This window comes from Chlorobium sp. N1, from assembly GCF_004332115.1.
Taxonomy (GTDB): domain Bacteria; phylum Bacteroidota; class Chlorobiia; order Chlorobiales; family Chlorobiaceae; genus Chlorobium.
In genome coordinates, this window is the sequence record NZ_SJPA01000001.1 from 533,728 (window position 1) to 550,462 (window position 16,735).

Sequence of the window (16,735 nt, forward strand, 5' to 3'; positions counted from 1 at the left end):
ACTGCGGCTCGTTGCGTTTCAGGCTTCGGGGTGTTGCGTTTCAGCGGATGACGATGTCGCAGGGCATCACCGTCAGCACTTCGAAAGCCCGATCGCCCCGCAGCATCGGGTAGAGAGCCGCGGGAAGCGGAGAAGCCCCCTGCATGAACCTGCGCGCGGCACGAGACGCCAGCTCTCCCTCCGCACGCGAAGCGATTCGGGAAAAATCGCCCTGCATGAGCAGCTCAAGCCAGCTCTTCTCGCTCGGGTAAGAAACGATCCCGGGGCGGCGGGTGCTGTCGATGCCGCCGAGCCGCCGGGCCTCCCGGAGCGCGTCGAACAACCCGCCCTCACGATCGACGAGGCCGACCTCGAGCGCCCTGCGTCCCGTCCATACGCGTCCGCCGGCAAGCGAATCGACCCGGGCAGGATTCATCCTTCTCGAGCGGGCAACCTTCCCGACGAAGTCACGGTAGACCTCGCCGGAAGCCTCGACGAACTTCCCGTAGGCCTCGCGGTCGAGAGGCTTGTAGATGGAGTTCGCATCGGCATTCCGGCCCCTCGTCACCACGTCGCGGCCGAGCCCGATCTTCTCGACGAGTCCGCTGATCTCGGGCTTGAGGGCATAGACGCCGATGGAACCGGTGATGGAGAGCGGTTCGGCATAGATCGACCGACCTGCAAGGGCGGCCATGTAGCCCCCCGATGCCGCCACCCCGGACATGGAGACGACGAGGGGCTTCTTTACGGCAGCCGAGTCGAGCATCTCGAGCATCTCGGCGGAGGCCAGGGCGTCGCCGCCGGGACTGTCGATGCGCAGCACCATGGCCTTCACCCGACTGTCTGCGAGGGCCCCGCGGAGGGAGCTGCGCACCGCATCGACGTCCACGCCCGAACCCATCCCGAGCGCCTCCTCGCCCGCAGTGCGGACGATGGGGCCGGAGAGGGTGATGAGGGCGAGCCGCTCCTTCGTGTCGGACTTCACCGGCCACTCCATGGCCGAGCGGTAGCGGTCGGCATCGACGATAAAGCCGCTCTCCGCCTCAGGCTCCTTTCCGCTGAGGCGCCGTTCGAGGTCACGGCGGAGCCGCCAGGAAGAGGCAACCCCGTCGGCGAGCCCGCGGCGGACCGCCTCGCGTGAGGTCATGAGCGTCACGTCGTCGATGACGGAGCGGAGCGAATCGGGCTCGAGCCCGCGACGCTTTGAGACGTAGCCGATGTAGTCACGGTAGACCTCGTCGAGCAGCGCTCCGATCTCCTCGCGAGCCTCGGGGCTCGGACCGGTACGGACGAACGGCTCGATGCCGCTCTTGTAGCGCTTCCACTGCGCAGCCTGGAACGAGACGCCGATCTTGCCGAGGGGGGTGGCATAGTAGAGGGTTTCGGCGCGAAGGCCGTCGAGCAGCATGAATCCCCCCTCCTCGACGACCACCGAATCGCATGCGGCGCCGAGCATGACGTCGCTGTCCTCCGGACTTCGCAGGAAGGCGACGACCTTCCTACCGCCCTCACGCATCCGCTCGATCGCACTCCTGAGCTCGGCGACCTTCGAGGGCGTCGTGCGCACCCCTCCGATGTCGAGCAGGACCGTCTCGATCCTGGGATCGGCGGAGGCCTGCTCGAACATGAAGAGCAGTTCCTGCAGGGAGAGCGGCCCTTCCGCGCCGGCGAAAGGAAGCGACGACGACGGCGAGGCACGCTCCTCGAACGAGCCGGAAAGCGGCACCGAGAGCACGAACCGATCGGGCAGCGAACGGCCGCGATGGGAAAGCCAGAAGATGAGGACGAGGCCGACGAGCGTCACGAGCAGCGTGAAGAGGCACCCCCGACGGAGGCAGCCGGATTTCTTTCGGATCGTTTTCATGACAGGAATGTCGTTGGTTCGCTATGGATAGAGCAGACAGCTGACCTGGTGGGAACCGTCCCCTCCAAGCGGCTTCAGGGAAGGGGTTTTCATTGAACACTCCGGCATGGCCGAGGGGCAGCGGGGGTGGAAGGGACATCCCGAGGGAACGCTCATGGGACCGGGCTGGTCCCCGCCGAGGATGATGCGCTCGCGCTTGCGTCCGGGCTCGGGCGTCGGTATGGCCGAAAGGAGCGCCCTGGTATACGGGTGGGCGGGGTTGCAGTAGAGCTCCCGGGCGCCGGCGATCTCGACGATGCGGCCGAGATACATCACCGCGACCCGGTCGGAAATGTGCTCGACGACGGAGAGGTCGTGGGCGATGAAGAGGTAGGTCAGCCCCAGATCCCGCTGCAGGTCCATGAGCAGGTTGATGATCTGGGACTGGATGGAGACGTCGAGCGCCGAGACCGGCTCGTCGCAGATGATGAAACGGGGGTTGAGGGCCAGAGCCCGGGCGATGCCCACGCGCTGGCGCTGCCCGCCGGAGAACTCGTGCGGATAGCGGTTCTCGTACTCCTGCGGCAGCCCTACCACGTCGAGAAGCTCCAGAATGCGACGACGGGCATCCTCCCCCCTGGCAAGGCCGTGCACCTGGAGGACCTCGAAAAGCATCTGGCCGACGCTCATGCGCGGGTTGAGGGAACCGAACGGATCCTGGAAGATCATCTGCATGCTGCGTCGCAGGCGGCGGAACTCGCCGGAGCCGAGAGAGGTGAGCTCGCGCCCCTCGAACTCGATCGAGCCGGTGAGGGCGCCGTCGCCGAGTCGCACGAGCGCCCGGCCGAGCGTGGTCTTGCCGCAACCGGACTCCCCGACGAGGCCGAGCGTCTCGCCTTCGCCGATCGAGAACGACACGCCGTCGACCACCCTGAGGGGGGCCGGCCGGCGGAACCCGCCGCCCTTCACACTGAAATCCACCCGCAGGTCACTGACCCGGAGCAGCTCCCGCTCTTCAGCCATCGCCATCAAGCATGTTTTTTCGAAGTACCCTTTCTGTTATTTTGACTATATACTAAAAGCATTCTGAAACTACCACAACAAAGCCCTTCCCCCGGGATCATCCTGCCCTTGAGCACCCAAACGCACCACAGCGGCACCCTTTTCGTCGTCGCCACCCCGCTCGGCAACCTTGGTGACATCACCCTGAGGGCGGTGGAAATCCTGCGCGAAGCCGGCGCCGTCGCCTGCGAGGACACCCGCCGCACATCCATCCTGCTCAAGCACCTCGGCATCGAGGGAAAGAAGCTCCTCAGCTACCACAGCCACAACGAGGCCCAGGCCATCAACCGTGTCGCCGCGCTGCTCGAGGAGGGCGTCCAGGTCGCCCTCGTCACCGATGCCGGCACCCCGGTCATCAGCGACCCCGGCTACGGGATGCTGCGCGCACTCCACGAACGGGGCATCGCAGCCATCCCGGTCCCCGGCCCCTCGGCCCTGACGGCGGTCCTCTCGGTCTGTCCGCTGCCCTCGAGCAGCTTTTATTTCGCGGGGTTCCTGCCGCACAAGAAGGGGCGCAAGAGCCGGCTCGAGCAACTGGCGGCGATGGATGCGACCTTCGTGCTCTACGAATCGCCCTTCCGCATCCACAAGCTGCTCGACGAACTCGAGGCCCTCATCCCCGATGCCGAGGTGTTCATCGGCCGGGAGATGACCAAGATGCACGAGGAGTACCTCTGCGGCACGATCCCGGAAATGCGCAGGGCGCTCAACGAATCGAAGACGAGGGGAGAGTTCGTCGTGGCCGTCCACCCGCCCGAAAGGAAGAAGAACCCTAAAAAGACAGACCGATATGCAGACCATCACTGACCCCGCCGAAATGCAGGCCATCGCAGGGAAGCTCCGCACGGGACGGCAGCTCGTCGGCGTGGTGATGACGATGGGCGCCCTGCACGAGGGGCATCTCAGCCTGGTGAAGCTCGCCCGCCAGCAGGCCGGTACCGTCATCATGACCCTCTTCGTCAACCCGTCGCAGTTCGGCGAGGGAGAGGATTTCCAGCGCTACCCCCGCCCGTTCGAGAAGGACGAGGCGCTGGCCCGCTCGGCCGGCGTCGACTACCTCTTCGCCCCCGCGCCGGAGGCGATGTACCCCGAAGGGTTCCGGACCACGGTCAGCTGCCGCGGCATCACCGAACGCTTCGAAGGGGAGCTCCGCCCCGGCCACTTCGACGGAGTGGCCACCGTCGTCTCGAAGCTCCTGAACATCACCCGGCCGCACGTGGCGGTCTTCGGAGAAAAGGATGCCCAGCAGCTCGCCCTCATCCGGCGCTTCACGCGCGACCTCCAGATGGACGTCGAGATCCTGGCGGCACCGACCGTGCGCGAGGAGGACGGCCTGGCCGTCAGCTCCCGCAACATCTACCTCTCCGGCGAAGAGCGGCAGAAAGCTCCCGTCATCCGCCGCGCCATCCTGCACGCGGGAGGCATGGTCGAAGCCGGGGAGCGGAGCCTCACGGCCGCTGCAGCCGAAGCAGGGCGGATGATCACCGAATCAACCGGATTCGGGCTCGACTACGCGGCTTTCGTCGACGAGGAGACGTTCGAACCTGCCGAAAAGGCCGTGGAAGGACGTGAGTACCGCCTGCTCGTCGCCGTGCGCGCAACCGGCGTCCGGCTCATCGACAACGAGAAATTCCGCGCATGAGGGAACCCCGCGGCAGATGCCGCAAACAACTTTTTTATAGTATATTCAAAGACAGGCTTCAATACCGCCCCCATGCAGGCGGAAAGCCGGCGGCCGCGCAAGCACCGGGCCGCACACCGTTTTCCCATCACCAATCCAAGCGAGTTTTATGATTATCACGAAAGAAATTGATCTCGGCCTCGGCAAAACGATCTCGATCGAAACCGGCAGGATGGCCAAGCAGGCCGACGGCGCCACCGTGGTCCGTATGGGCGACACCATGGTCATCGCCACCGTCGTCTCCAGCAGGAAGGCCCCTTCGGTCAACCAGGACTTCTTCCCGCTCCAGGTTGAATACCGCGAGAAATACTATGCCGCAGGCAAGTTCCCCGGAGGGTTCTTCAAGCGTGAAGCCCGCCCCTCGGAAAAGGAGATCCTTTCGGCCCGCCTCATCGACCGCGCTCTGCGTCCCCTCTTCCCGGACGGCTACTACCATGAGACCCAGGTCATCATCAACGTCATCTCCAGCGACCAGCAGAACGACGCCGACGTGCTCGGCGGCCTGGCGGCATCGGCGGCCATCATGGTCTCCGACATCCCCTTCGCCAACGCCATGTCGGAAGTCCGCGTCGGCCGCTCCGGCGGCATGTTCGTCATCAACCCGACCATCGACGAGCTCGAGAACAGCGACCTGGACATCTCGATCGGCGGAACGGCCGACACCATCTGCATGCTCGAGGGCGAGATGCAGGAGATCTCCGAAGCCGAGATGCTCGAAGCCATCAAGTTCGGCCACGAGGCGATCAAGAAGCTCTGCCGTCTGCAGGACGAGCTTGCCGCCGCGGTCGCAAAGCCCAAGCGCCCCTTCACCCCGCTGCAGGTCCCTTCGGAACTCACCGGGTTCGTCAAGAACGCCTGCGAAAGCCGCCTGAAAGAGCTCGCCTACAAGCCGCTCGCAAAGGAGGAGCGCGCCGATGAGACCAAGGCGATCTACGGCGAGACCGTCCAGCAGACGATCGAGCACTTCAGCGCCGCGCTCACGGCCGAAGAGCTGGCCGCCGACAGCTCGAAGGCACTCTGCCTGAACGAGCACATCATCGAGGAGGAGATCCACTCGATCGAGAAGAAGGTCATGCGCCGCATGATCCTCGACGACGGCAAGCGCCTCGACGGCAGGAACCTCGAGCAGGTGCGTCCCATCACGATCGACCTCGGCGTCCTGCCGCGCGCACACGGCTCGGCACTCTTCACCCGCGGCGAGACCCAGGCGCTCGTCGCCGTCACGCTCGGCACCAAGAAGGACGCGCAGTCGGTCGACACGCTGACGAACAACAACGACAAGCGCTTCATGCTCCACTACAACTTCCCGCCCTTCTCGGTCGGCGAGGTCGGCAGGCTCGGTTCCACCGGACGTCGCGAGATCGGCCACGGCAACCTTGCCGAGCGCGCCATCAGGATGGTCGCCCCCGGCGAGCAGGAGTTCCCCTACACCGTCCGCATCGTCTCGGAGATCCTCGAGTCGAACGGATCCTCGTCGATGGCCTCGGTCTGCGGCGGCACCCTCGCCCTCATGGACGGCGGCGTCCCGCTGAAGAAGCCCGTTTCGGGCATCGCCATGGGCCTCATCAAGGACGGCGAGGAGTACGCGGTCCTCTCCGACATCCTCGGCAACGAGGACCATCTCGGCGACATGGACTTCAAGGTGACCGGCACCCGTGAGGGCATCACGGCCTGCCAGATGGACATCAAGATCGACGGGCTGGACTACCACATCCTCGAGAACGCCCTGGCCCAGGCAAAGCGCGGCCGCTTCCACATCCTCGACAAGATGGAGGAGGCCATCCCGACGGCACGCGAGGAGCTCGCGACATACGCCCCGCGCCTCACCTCGATCCAGGTCCCGGTGGAATCCATCGGCCTCATCATCGGCAAGGGCGGCGAGACCATCCGCAGCATCACCGAGGAGACCGGCGCGGAGATCAACATCGACGACGACGGCACGGTCACCATCGCCTGCTCGAACAACGACGGCACCAAGGCCGCCGTCGAGATCATCAAGGCGCTCATCGCCAAGCCCGAGGTCGGCACCATCTACGTCGGCAAAGTCCGCGACGTGCGCGACGAGCTCGGCGCCTTCGTCGAGTTCATCCCCAAGACCGACGGCCTCGTGCACATCTCCGAGATCTCCAAGGAGCGGGTCGCGAAAGTCAGCGACCACCTGAAGGTCGGGGACCGCATCAAGGTCAAGCTCGTCGACATCCGCAAGGATCCCAGGACCGGCAAGACCCGCTTCGCCCTCTCGATGAAGGCGGTCGAGGACGAGCCCGTGACCGAAGGCGCCGGCGAGAACAGCTGAGCACACTGAACGAGAAGAAGCAGTGCAGGAACCCTGCACTGCTTTTTTTATTCCCGAAACCGACAACCAAACCCAACCAGGCCGGAGCAGGAGCACGGCAGACACACGATGAAGTACGATTTTCCTCAGATTGAGAAGAAATGGCAGGCCTACTGGCAGGAACACGCAACGTTCCGGGCCGAGGAGGGCCACCAGAAGCCCAAATACTACGTCCTCGACATGTTCCCCTACCCGAGCGGCACGGGACTGCACGTCGGGCACCTCGAAGGCTACACCGCATCCGACATCGTCGCCCGCTACCGCCGCAGCCGCGGCCATAACGTGCTCCACCCGATGGGATGGGACGCCTTCGGCCTCCCCGCCGAGCAGTTCGCCATCCGTACCGGCACCCACCCGCGCCTGACGACCGAGAAGAACGTCTCGAGCTTCCGCCAGACCCTCCAGTCGATGGGCTTCTCGTATGACTGGACGCGGGAGATCAACACCACCGACCCCGACTACTTCCGCTGGACCCAGTGGATCTTCCTCAAGCTCTACGAAATGGGGCTCGCCTACCAGTCAGAGGTCGACGTCAACTGGTGCGTCGAACTCCGCGCGGTGCTCGCCAACGAGGAGGTCGAGGAGAAGGTGGCCGAAGGGCTCACCGTCGTGCGCCGGCCGCTGCGCCAGTGGGTGCTGAAAATCACCGCCTACGCCGAGCGGCTGCTCGAGGACCTCGAGGGGCTCGACTGGCCGGAGAACGTCAAGCAGATGCAGCGCAACTGGATCGGCCGTTCGGAAGGCGTGGAGGTCGATTTCGAGCTCCGCTGCCACCGCAGGATGCTGCGCGTCTACACCACCCGGCCGGACACGCTCTTCGGCGCGACCTACCTTGTCATCTCGCCGGAGCACCCCATGGCCGAGAAGCTCGCCACGGCGCAGCAGCTGGTCGAGGTGAAGCGCTACATCGCCGAGGCCAGGCTCAAGACCGAGCTCGAGCGCACCGGCCTGCAGAAGGAGAAGACCGGCGTCTTCACCGGATCCTACGCCATCAACCCCGTCAACAACGAGCCGCTGCCCGTCTGGATCTCCGACTTCGTGCTCACCAGCTACGGCACCGGTGCGATCATGTCGGTCCCCGCGCACGACAGCCGCGACTGGGAGTTCGCCAAGAAGTTCGGCCTCCCGATCCGCGAGGTGGTCAAAAGCCCGCACGACGTCCTGGAGGAGGTCTACGAGGGCAAGGACAGCACCGCCGTCAACTCAAGCAACGATGAAATCAGCCTCGACGGGCTCCGCTTCCCGGAAGCCTTCGAACGGATGGCCTCATGGCTCGAGTCCAGGAAACTCGGCGAGCGCAAGGTCAACTACCGCCTGCGCGACTGGATCTTCAGCCGCCAGCGCTACTGGGGCGAGCCGATCCCGATCAAGCATTACGAAGACGGCTCGATCGAAGCCGAAACGGAGCTGCCGCTCTGCCTTCCGGAAGTGGAGGCCTACCAGCCCACCGAAACGGGCGAGTCGCCCCTGGCCAACATCGAAGAGTGGCTCTTCGGCCATGACGAACACGGCAGGTTCCGCCGCGAGACCAACACCATGCCACAGTGGGCCGGCAGCTGCTGGTACTACCTGCGCTTCATCGACCCCCGGAACCGCGAAAAGCTCGTCGACCCCGGTGAGGAGCAGTACTGGATGAACGTCGACCTTTACATCGGAGGCGCAGAGCACGCCGTCCTGCACCTGCTCTACGCCCGCTTCTGGCACAAGGTGCTCTTCGACCTCGGGGTGGTCAGCACCAAAGAGCCGTTCCAGAAGCTCTTCAACCAGGGCATGATCCTCGGCGAGGACAACGAGAAGATGTCGAAGTCGAGAGGCAACGTCATCCCGGCCGACCATGTGCTCCACAAGTACGGCGCCGACGCCGTCCGCCTCTACGAAATGTTCCTCGGTCCCCTCGAGCAGGTCAAGCCCTGGAACACCAACGGCATCGAGGGCGTGAGCCGCTTCCTCGGCCGCGTCTGGCGCCTGGTCCACCCCGACATCGACGGCCCGGCCGTTGCACCCGGGGAGGAAGCGATGCCCGACGAGCTCCTGCGCCGCATGCACAAGACCGTCAGGAAGGTCCGCCTGGATACCGAGAACCTGAAGTTCAACACCGCCATCGCCGAGATGATGGTCTTCGTCAACGAGCTGCACAGGACGGGCTGCCGCAGCAGGCAGGCGATCGAGACCCTCGTGCTGATGCTCGCCCCCTACGCGCCGCACATCGCAGAAGAACTCTGGGAAGGGCTCGGCCATGCCGGCTCGATCGCCCGCGTCCCCTTCCCCGACTTCGACCCGGCCCTTGCCGTGGACGACGTGCTGACCATCGCCGTCCAGGTCAACGGAAAGCTCAGGGGAACCTTCCAGTGCGCCGCCGGCACGCCGAAGGAGGAGATGCTCGAATCGGCCAGGGCGGTCGAGTCCGTCCGGAAGTTCCTCGAAGGCGCGACGATCATGAAAGAAATCGTCGTCCCCGCCAAACTCGTAAACTTTGCCGTAAAAGGGTGAGATCAATCCGGCAACATCACCGGTATTGCACTACCGGTGATTGCCAGTAATATTTTTTTTATGTAAAATTCTTTTTCGATCCGCCATAACGTTTGCCAGGCGGCCGAAGGCCGCACAAGGGACTTTTTTTCAACACCTTTAAAATCGGGATCAATGGCTACTGACGACAAAAAAACAGCAGCGGGGCAGGCAGCCTCATCGTCCAGCTCAAAAGAATCAATCAGCTCCGTCCTGTCTGAAAAGCGCAAGTTCCCGCCTCCGGCTGCGTTCACATCCAACGCCAGGATAAAGTCTATGGATGAGTACGAAACGCTCTGCCGCGACGCCGAAAAAGACCCCGATGCCTACTGGGGGGGCCTTGCCGAAGAGTTCCACTGGTTCAAGAAATGGGACAGCGTCCTCGAGTGGAATACCCCGTACGCCAAATGGTTCCAGGGCGGCACCACCAACATCTGCTACAACGCCGTCGACGTCCACGCAAACAGCTGGCGCAAGAACAAGGCCGCCATCATCTGGGAGGGTGAAGAGGGCGAGCAGCGCGTGCTCACCTACGGCGAGCTGCACCGTCAGGTCTCGAAGTTCGCCAACGTGCTGAAAATCGCCGGCATCAAGCCCGGCGACCGCGTGGCCATCTACATGGGCATGGTCCCCGAGCTGATCATCGCCGTCCTTGCCTGCGCCCGCGTCGGCGCAGTCCACAACGTCATCTTCGCCGGCTTCTCGGCGCACGCCATCACCGAGCGCGTCAACGACTCGCGCGCCAAGCTGGTCATCTGCTGCGACGGCACCCGCCGCCGCGGAAGCTCGATCAACCTCAAGAACATCGTCGACGAGGCCATCGTCAACACCCCGTCGGTGCGCAGCGTGATCGTCCTCAAGGTGACCGGAGAGGACATCATGATGCACGACGGCATGGACCACTGGTGGCACGACCTCATGGGCCTCGCCTCCGACGAGAGCGATCCGGTCGAGGTCGAGTCCGAGCATCCGCTCTTCGTGCTCTACACGAGCGGTTCGACCGGCAAGCCGAAGGGCATCCTGCACACCACCGCCGGCTACATGGTGCACGCCGCCAGCTCCTTCCGCTACGTCTTCGACATCCGTGACGACGACATCTACTGGTGCACGGCCGACGTCGGCTGGATCACCGGCCACAGCTACCTCGTCTACGGTCCGCTGCTCAACGGCGCCACGCTCCTCATGTACGAAGGCGCGCCGAACTATCCCCAGTGGGACCGCTTCTGGGACATCATCAACCGCCACAAGGTCACCATCCTCTACACGGCACCGACCGCCATCCGCGCATTCATCCGCGCCGGAGACGAGTGGGTGACCAAGCACAACCTCAGCTCGCTGCGCCTGCTCGGCACGGTCGGCGAACCGATCAACCCCGAAGCCTGGATGTGGTACCACAGGGTGGTCGGCCAGGAGAAGTGCCCGATCGTCGACACCTGGTGGCAGACCGAAACCGGCGGCATCATGGTCTCCCCCCTCCCGGGCGCGACCCCGACCAAGCCCGGTACCGCCACCCGCCCGCTTCCCGGCATCATGGCCGACGTCGTGCAGAAAGACGGCACCCCCTGCGGCCCGAACGAGGGCGGGTACCTCGTCATCAAGCGGCCGTGGCCCTCGATGCTGCGCACCATCTACGGCGACAACAAGCGCTACGAGGAGACCTACTGGTCGGAGTTCCACGACATGTACTTCACCGGCGACGGCGCCCGCAAGGACGAAGACGGATACATCTGGATCATGGGTCGCGTCGATGACGTGGTCAACGTCTCCGGACACCGCCTCGGCACGAGCGAGGTCGAAAGCGCCCTGGTCTCCTACGAGGCCGTCGCGGAAGCCGCAGTCGTCAGCCGCCCCGACGAGATCAAGGGCAACGCGCTCGTGGCCTTCGTCACCCTCAAGGACGAGTACGAGGGCGACATGAAGCTGCGCGAGGCGCTGCGCAACCACGTGGCCAAGGAGATCGGCCCGATCGCCAAGCCCGACGAGATCCGCTGGGCGAAGGGACTGCCGAAGACCCGCAGCGGCAAGATCATGCGCAGGCTGCTCCGCGAGCTTGCCACGAGCAACGAGGTCAAGGGCGACGTCACGACGCTCGAGGACTTCGGCGTGCTCGAAACCCTCCGCGAGAAGGAGGACGAGGATTGATCCTCTCCCCTTTCCGCATCATGCAGAACGAGAAAAGCCCGGCGATCCCGGGCTTTTCTTCGTTATGGCCACATCGGAAAGAGAGAATCAGTTCAGCTGCCAGATGGTGAAGTTGAGATAGGAGGCGAAGCTCACCCAGAGGAGGTACGGCACGAGCAGCCAGGAGGCGAGCGGAGAAATGAAGCGGAACTGCACCATGGTGGAGACGATCATCAGCCAGAGCAGCACGATGACGAAGAGGGCCAGCTGCGGGGAGTGCAGGCCGAAGAAGGAGGCCGACCAGGCGAGGTTCAGGAGCAGCTGCAGGAGGAAGACCGACACTGCGGCCCACGGCACCCTGCCGCCGGGCGCGCCTTTCGTGAGCACCAGCGAGAACGAGATCGCCATCATGAGAAAAAGCAGGCTCCAGACCGGAGGGAAGAGCCAGTCGGGCGGGTTCCAGGAGGGGCGCTGGAGGATCTGGTAGTACCACTCCGAACCGGGAACGGGAGTGAAGAGGCTTCCCAGGTAGGCGAACAGGAAACAGAGAGCGAGGCTTCCTGCCGTGTAAAGCGGATTGAGCTGTTTCATCGAAGGTGGGGTAAGCGGGTTAAGGGTAAGAAAAACTGCACTGTATCGTACAACAACATACACAGAGGGGGGAATAATTCCGCACTTCCGAATCGCCCGGCCGGCAGTCGGTGAACTTTTCGGGCCGAAGTGCTTATATTGGCCGGCAGAGCCGCATCAACCATAGTCCCAACCGCCATGCAAGAGACCCCGAAAGAGTTGCAGGTCGCCGAAGAGGCCGCCCGCGCCGCAGGAGCCATCACCCTCAGGAAATTCGGGGAGCTCTCCACCCGGGAGATCCACCGGAAGGATTTCCGCGACTTCGTCACCGAGACCGACAGGGCCTGCGAAGCCGAGATCAACCGGATCATCCGTGCGGCCTTTCCCGAGGACGGCATGCTCTGCGAGGAGGGCACCACCGCCGAGGCGCGCTCCGGCAGGACCTGGATCGTCGATCCGCTCGACGGCACGCTGAACTTCATCCACTCCTTCCCCGTCTTCTCGATCAGCATCGCCCTCAAGGACGAACGCGAAGGGCTGACCCACGGCGTCGTCTACCAGCCGGTGCAGGACGAACTCTTCACGGCCGAAAAAGGCAGGGGAGCCTACCTCAACGGCCGGCGGATCTCGGTCTCCGACCGCCGTGAGGAGGAAGGCTGGCTCATCGCCACCGGCCTCCCCTTCAAGGAGTACCACTACATGGAGGCCTACATGGCGATGCTGCAGGACGTCGTCAGGGTGTCGGCCGGCATCCGCCGCGCCGGTTCTGCGGCCGTCGACCTCGCCTACACCGCCTGCGGCCGCTTCGACGGGTTCTGGGAGTACGTGCTCTACCCGTGGGACTTCTCGGCCGGCGTGCTGCTCGTGCGCGAAGCCGGCGGCACGGTCACCGACTTCCGGGGGGAGACGGACGTCTACCGGAGAAGGAGCATCATCGCCGGCAACCCCGAGACCCATCCGCTCCTGCTCGGGATGGCCGGGAAGCACTTCCCCGAAGCCGGCTGAGGCCACGCTGCTGATTTGAAGAGGAGGCGTCACTTTATTATCTTGAAGGTCTCGAATATTTCCCCCCGCAAGTCGGGGATCATTTCCCGCCGCCATGAGAGGCGCACGGGAGCTAACAACCACCGCTATGCTCATCCACCAGCGCACCCTGCAGAAAGAGGTTTCACTCTGGGGCACAGGCCTCCACACCGGCAAGGAATGCATGATCACCTTCAAGCCTGCACCGGCGAACTACGGCTACCGGTTCATCCGCACCGACATCGCCGAGAGCCCCGAGATCCCCGCGCTGATCGACAACGTCGTCGACGTGCTGCGCGGCACGACGATCGCCGTCGGCGACGTCAAGGTGCACACCACCGAGCATGTGCTGGCGGCCCTCTACGGCCTCGAGATCGACAACTGCCGCATCGAGATGAGCGGCCCCGAGCCCCCCGTCATGGACGGCAGCTCCCACCCCTTCGCCGAAGCCCTCCTCGGAGCCGGCTTCCAGGAGCAGGATGAACCGAAGGACTACCTCGTCATCGACGAGACCATCGAATACCACGACACCGAGAACGGCGTCGACATCGTCGCCCTTCCGCTCGACGACTTCCGCGCCACCGTCATGGTCGACTACAAGAACCCGGCCCTCGGCTCCCAGCACTCGGGCCTCTTCAACCTCGAGAAGGAGTTCCTCAGGGAGTTCTCCCCCTGCCGTACCTTCTGCTTCCTCAGCGAAGTGGAGTCGCAGGCCAACCAAGGCATCATCAAGGGAGGGGACGTCGACAACGCCATCGTCATCATCGACAAGAAGATGGAGAAGGACGAGCTGCACAAGCTCAGCGAAAAGCTCGGCGTCGAAAGCGACCATCTCGCCCTCGGCCAAAACGGCATCCTCAACAACCGCGAGCTGCGCTTCAAGAACGAGCCGGCGCGCCACAAGCTCCTCGACCTGCTCGGCGACATCGCCCTGCTCGGCATGCCGGTCAAGGCGCAGATCCTCGCCGCCCGTCCCGGCCACGCCTCGAACGTCGAGTTCGTCCGCCAGCTGAAAAAATACGCCGACCGCAACAAGCTCGCCCGCCAGTACCAGCACGAGAAGAAAGCCGGCGTCATCTTCGACATCAACGCGATCCAGAACATCCTGCCGCACCGCTACCCGTTCCTGCTCATCGACAAGATCGTGGAGTTCAAGCTCGACGAGAAGATCGTCTCGATCAAGAACGTCACCATGAACGAGCCCTTCTTCCAGGGCCACTTCCCCGGCAACCCGGTCATGCCCGGCGTGCTCATCATCGAAGCGATGGCCCAGACCGGCGGCATCATGATGCTCAACGGCAAGAACAACACCAAGGAGAGCGTGGTCTACTTCATGGCCATCGACAAGGCCCGCTTCCGCAAGCCGGTCCTTCCGGGCGACACGCTCGTTATCGAAGCCGTCATGACCAACATGCGCCGCAGCGTCTGCCAGTTCGACGCCAAGGCGTTCGTCCGCGGTGAACTCGTCTGCGAAGCCTCGCTGATGGCAACCGTCATGGACAAGCCCGGAGAGAAGAAGTAAGCGCTCCCGGCCAAAGGCCCGGAACAGGATTCAACGAGAAAAGGCCTCCGTACGACACGGAGGCCTTTTGCGTTCTGCCGGGGAAGGAAGGATGCGCCTTCAGGACTTGTAGGAAAGGCCCTTGTGGATGCGCCAGAAGCGGATGCAGTAGAGGACGAAGGAGTAGAAGAGCATGACGGCCGAGAGATAGAGGAAGAACTCCTTCACGGGCCAGCGCAGGAAAAGGGGATTCGGCCAGACCATCGTGATGAAGAGCATGGAGACGAAGCCGACAGCCCATTTCCCGGGCCAGAGGGAGGTCACCACGACCTGGTGGTGGTGGCGGACCCAGGCGGCACCGGAAAAGATCAGGAGGTCGCGGAGCACGGCGAAAAGGACGAACCAGAGAGGCAGCTGGCCGACCCAGAGAAAGTAGAGGGCGACGCTGGCCAGGCAGAGCTTGTCGGCCAGCGGGTCGAGGATCTTGCCCATCTCGGAGACCTCGTTGGTCCAGCGCGCCGCCTGGCCGTCGAACCAGTCGGAGAGCACGGCCACGATCATGATGACGATGGCGACGTCCGTCCTGCCGTTGTGGAAGAACCAGAGGAACCAGGGGATCAGGAGGATCCGCAGGAAGCTCAGGAAATTGGGAAGGTTGAAGATGTGCCCCTGCACGGCTAACGCTTTAAAGGTTCAACAACGAGATCGGGACACGCCCGGATGAATTCCGTCCAGCCACCACCCTTCCGGGAGTGGGCCTTTCTCTGGAGCTTCGGCGCGCCCGCCCCCCGGCGCTGCATGTCGCAGAGGGCGAGGGCGAGGGCATCGGTCACGTCGAGCGGCTTCGGCACGGCACCAAGGCCGAGCACCCTGGCCACCATGCCGGCGACCTGCTCCTTGGATGCGCCGCCACGTCCCGTCAGGGCCAGCTTCACCTCCCGGGGGGCGTACTCAGAGAGTTCGAGGCCGCGGCTCGCGCCGAGAGCCATCACCGCCCCCCTGACCTGGCCGAGCTTGAGGGCCGACTGCACGTTGCGGCCGACGAAGGCCGTCTCGATGGAGATCCGACCGGGTCCGAAACGGGCGATGAGCTCGCCGAGCGCCCCGAAGATCTCCCCGATCCGTTCCGGGTGGCTTTTGCGGGGGCTGAGCCGGATGACGCCGCATTCGAGCATGCGGTACGTCCCCCGATCCTCCGACACCACCCCGTAGCCGGTGCTGAGGCTGCCCGGATCGATCCCCAGCACGACCATCCGCCTAGTCTTCCAGGCTGTTCATCGCGCTCTCGCTGATCTCCATGTTGCTGTAGACGGCCTGGACGTCGTCGTTGTCCTCCAGGGCGTCGATCAGCTTGATGACCTTGCGGGCGTCCTCGGCCTCGAGCTCGATGTAATTTTCCGGGATCAAGTCCATTTTCGCGTTCTCGTAGGGGATCCCCTGCGCCTCGAGCGCCTGCTTGGCCGCCTCCAGGTCGCGCACGTCGGTCAGGACCGTGTAGTTCTCGCCGCCGTCGCTGGAGAGATCCTCGAGCCCGGCGTCGAGCAGCGCCTCCATGAGGGCCTCCTCGTCGCAGGCCGAGACGGGGACCTCGATGCTGCCCTTGCGCTGGAACATCCAGCTGACGCTGCCGCTCTCGCCGAGCGAACCGTTGTTGCGGCTCATGATGTGGCGGATGTCGGCGACGGTGCGGTTGCGGTTGTCGGTCGCGGTCTCTATGATGAGGGCGATGCCGGCCGGGCCGTATCCCTCATAGGTGATCTCGTCGTAGGTAACGCCCTCGAGCTCGCCGGTCCCCTTCTTGACGGCGCGCTGGATGTTGTCCATCGGCATCGAGTTGGCGCGCGCCGTGTCGATGGCGAGGCGCAGCCGTGGGTTGCCCGCAGGGTCTCCGCCGCCCATCTTGGCCGCGATGGTGATCTCCTTGACCAGCTTGGTGAAGAGGTTGCCCCGTTTCTGATCGGTGGCCGCCTTCTTGCGTTTGATGGTGGCCCATTTACTGTGTCCTGACATGATGCAAACTACTGTAGTGGTTGTACCCCGGAGAGGCCCGAGGAATCCTCCGGCGCGCCCGGGAAAGAGAGGCTGCATAGGCGCATCGGTGCGCCCGTCCTA

At 64.2% G+C, this 16,735-nt stretch carries 14 protein-coding genes; 7 read left to right on the forward strand and 7 right to left on the reverse strand.

Annotated features, from left to right (window positions below):
• Nucleotides 1–40: 40 nt before the first annotated feature.
• Both E0L29_RS02420 and E0L29_RS02425 read right to left on the reverse strand, forming a co-directional pair.
• Nucleotides 41–1,843, reverse strand: coding sequence for a S49 family peptidase (locus E0L29_RS02420; protein ID WP_131354155.1), 1,803 nt, complete (start codon nt 1,841–1,843; stop codon nt 41–43).
• Nucleotides 1,844–1,864: 21 nt separating this feature from the next.
• Complete coding sequence (locus E0L29_RS02425; RefSeq protein WP_131354710.1) at nt 1,865–2,845, reverse strand: oligopeptide/dipeptide ABC transporter ATP-binding protein; 981 nt, start codon at nt 2,843–2,845, stop codon at nt 1,865–1,867.
• Between the two features lie 108 nt (nt 2,846–2,953).
• Between E0L29_RS02425 and rsmI the strand changes: the two genes are divergently transcribed.
• From rsmI to leuS, 4 genes are all read left to right on the forward strand, one after another.
• The gene (gene rsmI, locus E0L29_RS02430; RefSeq protein ID WP_131354157.1) at nt 2,954–3,691 is read left to right on the forward strand and encodes a 16S rRNA (cytidine(1402)-2'-O)-methyltransferase; all 738 of its coding nucleotides are present in this window, start codon (nt 2,954–2,956) and stop codon (nt 3,689–3,691) included.
• Nucleotides 3,675–4,526 (forward strand): pantoate--beta-alanine ligase, encoded by an 852-nt coding sequence (gene panC, locus E0L29_RS02435; protein WP_131354159.1) that lies wholly within the window; start codon nt 3,675–3,677, stop codon nt 4,524–4,526. The genes rsmI and panC overlap by 17 nt, the downstream gene beginning before the upstream one ends.
• Before the next feature lie 148 nt (nt 4,527–4,674).
• Nucleotides 4,675–6,861 (forward strand): polyribonucleotide nucleotidyltransferase, encoded by a 2,187-nt coding sequence (locus E0L29_RS02440; RefSeq protein WP_131354161.1) that lies wholly within the window; start codon nt 4,675–4,677, stop codon nt 6,859–6,861.
• 108 nt (nt 6,862–6,969) lie between these two features.
• Complete coding sequence (gene leuS, locus E0L29_RS02445; protein ID WP_131354163.1) at nt 6,970–9,390, forward strand: leucine--tRNA ligase; 2,421 nt, start codon at nt 6,970–6,972, stop codon at nt 9,388–9,390.
• Nucleotides 9,391–9,392: 2 nt separating this feature from the next.
• Here leuS and E0L29_RS11485 read toward each other — a convergent pair whose 3' ends face one another.
• Nucleotides 9,393–9,662, reverse strand: coding sequence for a hypothetical protein (locus E0L29_RS11485; protein WP_165498781.1), 270 nt, complete (start codon nt 9,660–9,662; stop codon nt 9,393–9,395).
• Here E0L29_RS11485 and acs point away from each other — a divergent pair.
• Nucleotides 9,544–11,550: an acetate--CoA ligase gene (gene acs / locus E0L29_RS02450; RefSeq protein ID WP_131354165.1), complete on the forward strand. Its 2,007-nt coding sequence runs from the start codon at nt 9,544–9,546 to the stop codon at nt 11,548–11,550. The two genes, E0L29_RS11485 and acs, sit on opposite strands and share 119 nt — an antisense overlap.
• An 87-nt stretch (nt 11,551–11,637) precedes the next feature.
• Here the strand turns inward: acs and E0L29_RS02455 are convergent, their stop codons facing one another.
• Nucleotides 11,638–12,120 (reverse strand): TspO/MBR family protein, encoded by a 483-nt coding sequence (locus tag E0L29_RS02455; protein ID WP_131354167.1) that lies wholly within the window; start codon nt 12,118–12,120, stop codon nt 11,638–11,640.
• A gap of 177 nt (nt 12,121–12,297) precedes the next feature.
• Between E0L29_RS02455 and E0L29_RS02460 the strand changes: the two genes are divergently transcribed.
• A complete protein-coding gene (locus E0L29_RS02460) occupies nt 12,298–13,104 on the forward strand; it encodes an inositol monophosphatase family protein (protein ID WP_131354169.1) in 807 nt (268 codons plus the stop codon).
• 127 nt (nt 13,105–13,231) lie between these two features.
• Complete coding sequence (locus E0L29_RS02465) at nt 13,232–14,644, forward strand: bifunctional UDP-3-O-[3-hydroxymyristoyl] N-acetylglucosamine deacetylase/3-hydroxyacyl-ACP dehydratase (RefSeq protein WP_131354171.1); 1,413 nt, start codon at nt 13,232–13,234, stop codon at nt 14,642–14,644.
• A 99-nt stretch (nt 14,645–14,743) separates the two neighbouring features.
• Here the strand turns inward: E0L29_RS02465 and E0L29_RS02470 are convergent, their stop codons facing one another.
• From E0L29_RS02470 to E0L29_RS02480, 3 genes are read right to left on the reverse strand one after another with little or no spacing between them, the layout of a single operon-like run.
• Entirely contained in the window at nt 14,744–15,298 is a 555-nt protein-coding gene (locus tag E0L29_RS02470; RefSeq protein WP_131354173.1) for a CDP-alcohol phosphatidyltransferase family protein, read from the reverse strand.
• Between the two features lie 2 nt (nt 15,299–15,300).
• The gene (gene ruvC, locus E0L29_RS02475) at nt 15,301–15,876 is read right to left on the reverse strand and encodes a crossover junction endodeoxyribonuclease RuvC (protein WP_131354175.1); all 576 of its coding nucleotides are present in this window, start codon (nt 15,874–15,876) and stop codon (nt 15,301–15,303) included.
• Nucleotides 15,877–15,880: 4 nt separating this feature from the next.
• Nucleotides 15,881–16,633, reverse strand: a complete 753-nt coding sequence (locus E0L29_RS02480) for a YebC/PmpR family DNA-binding transcriptional regulator (protein ID WP_131354177.1) — start codon at nt 16,631–16,633, stop codon at nt 15,881–15,883.
• Nucleotides 16,634–16,735: the final 102 nt, after the last annotated feature.

What these genes read in the sequence shown, in the direction of transcription:
- E0L29_RS02420 (WP_131354155.1), bottom strand. Translation starts at nt 1,843, where the DNA reads ATGAAAACGATCCGAAAGAAATCCGGCTGCCTCCGTCGGGGGTGCCTC.
- E0L29_RS02425 (WP_131354710.1), bottom strand. Translation starts at nt 2,845, where the DNA reads ATGGCTGAAGAGCGGGAGCTGCTCCGGGTCAGTGACCTGCGGGTGGAT.
- panC (WP_131354159.1), top strand. Translation starts at nt 3,675, where the DNA reads ATGCAGACCATCACTGACCCCGCCGAAATGCAGGCCATCGCAGGGAAG.
- E0L29_RS02440 (WP_131354161.1), top strand. Translation starts at nt 4,675, where the DNA reads ATGATTATCACGAAAGAAATTGATCTCGGCCTCGGCAAAACGATCTCG.
- leuS (WP_131354163.1), top strand. Translation starts at nt 6,970, where the DNA reads ATGAAGTACGATTTTCCTCAGATTGAGAAGAAATGGCAGGCCTACTGG.
- acs (WP_131354165.1), top strand. Translation starts at nt 9,544, where the DNA reads ATGGCTACTGACGACAAAAAAACAGCAGCGGGGCAGGCAGCCTCATCG.
- E0L29_RS02455 (WP_131354167.1), bottom strand. Translation starts at nt 12,120, where the DNA reads ATGAAACAGCTCAATCCGCTTTACACGGCAGGAAGCCTCGCTCTCTGT.
- E0L29_RS02460 (WP_131354169.1), top strand. Translation starts at nt 12,298, where the DNA reads ATGCAAGAGACCCCGAAAGAGTTGCAGGTCGCCGAAGAGGCCGCCCGC.
- E0L29_RS02465 (WP_131354171.1), top strand. Translation starts at nt 13,232, where the DNA reads ATGCTCATCCACCAGCGCACCCTGCAGAAAGAGGTTTCACTCTGGGGC.
- ruvC (WP_131354175.1), bottom strand. Translation starts at nt 15,876, where the DNA reads ATGGTCGTGCTGGGGATCGATCCGGGCAGCCTCAGCACCGGCTACGGG.
- E0L29_RS02480 (WP_131354177.1), bottom strand. Translation starts at nt 16,633, where the DNA reads ATGTCAGGACACAGTAAATGGGCCACCATCAAACGCAAGAAGGCGGCC.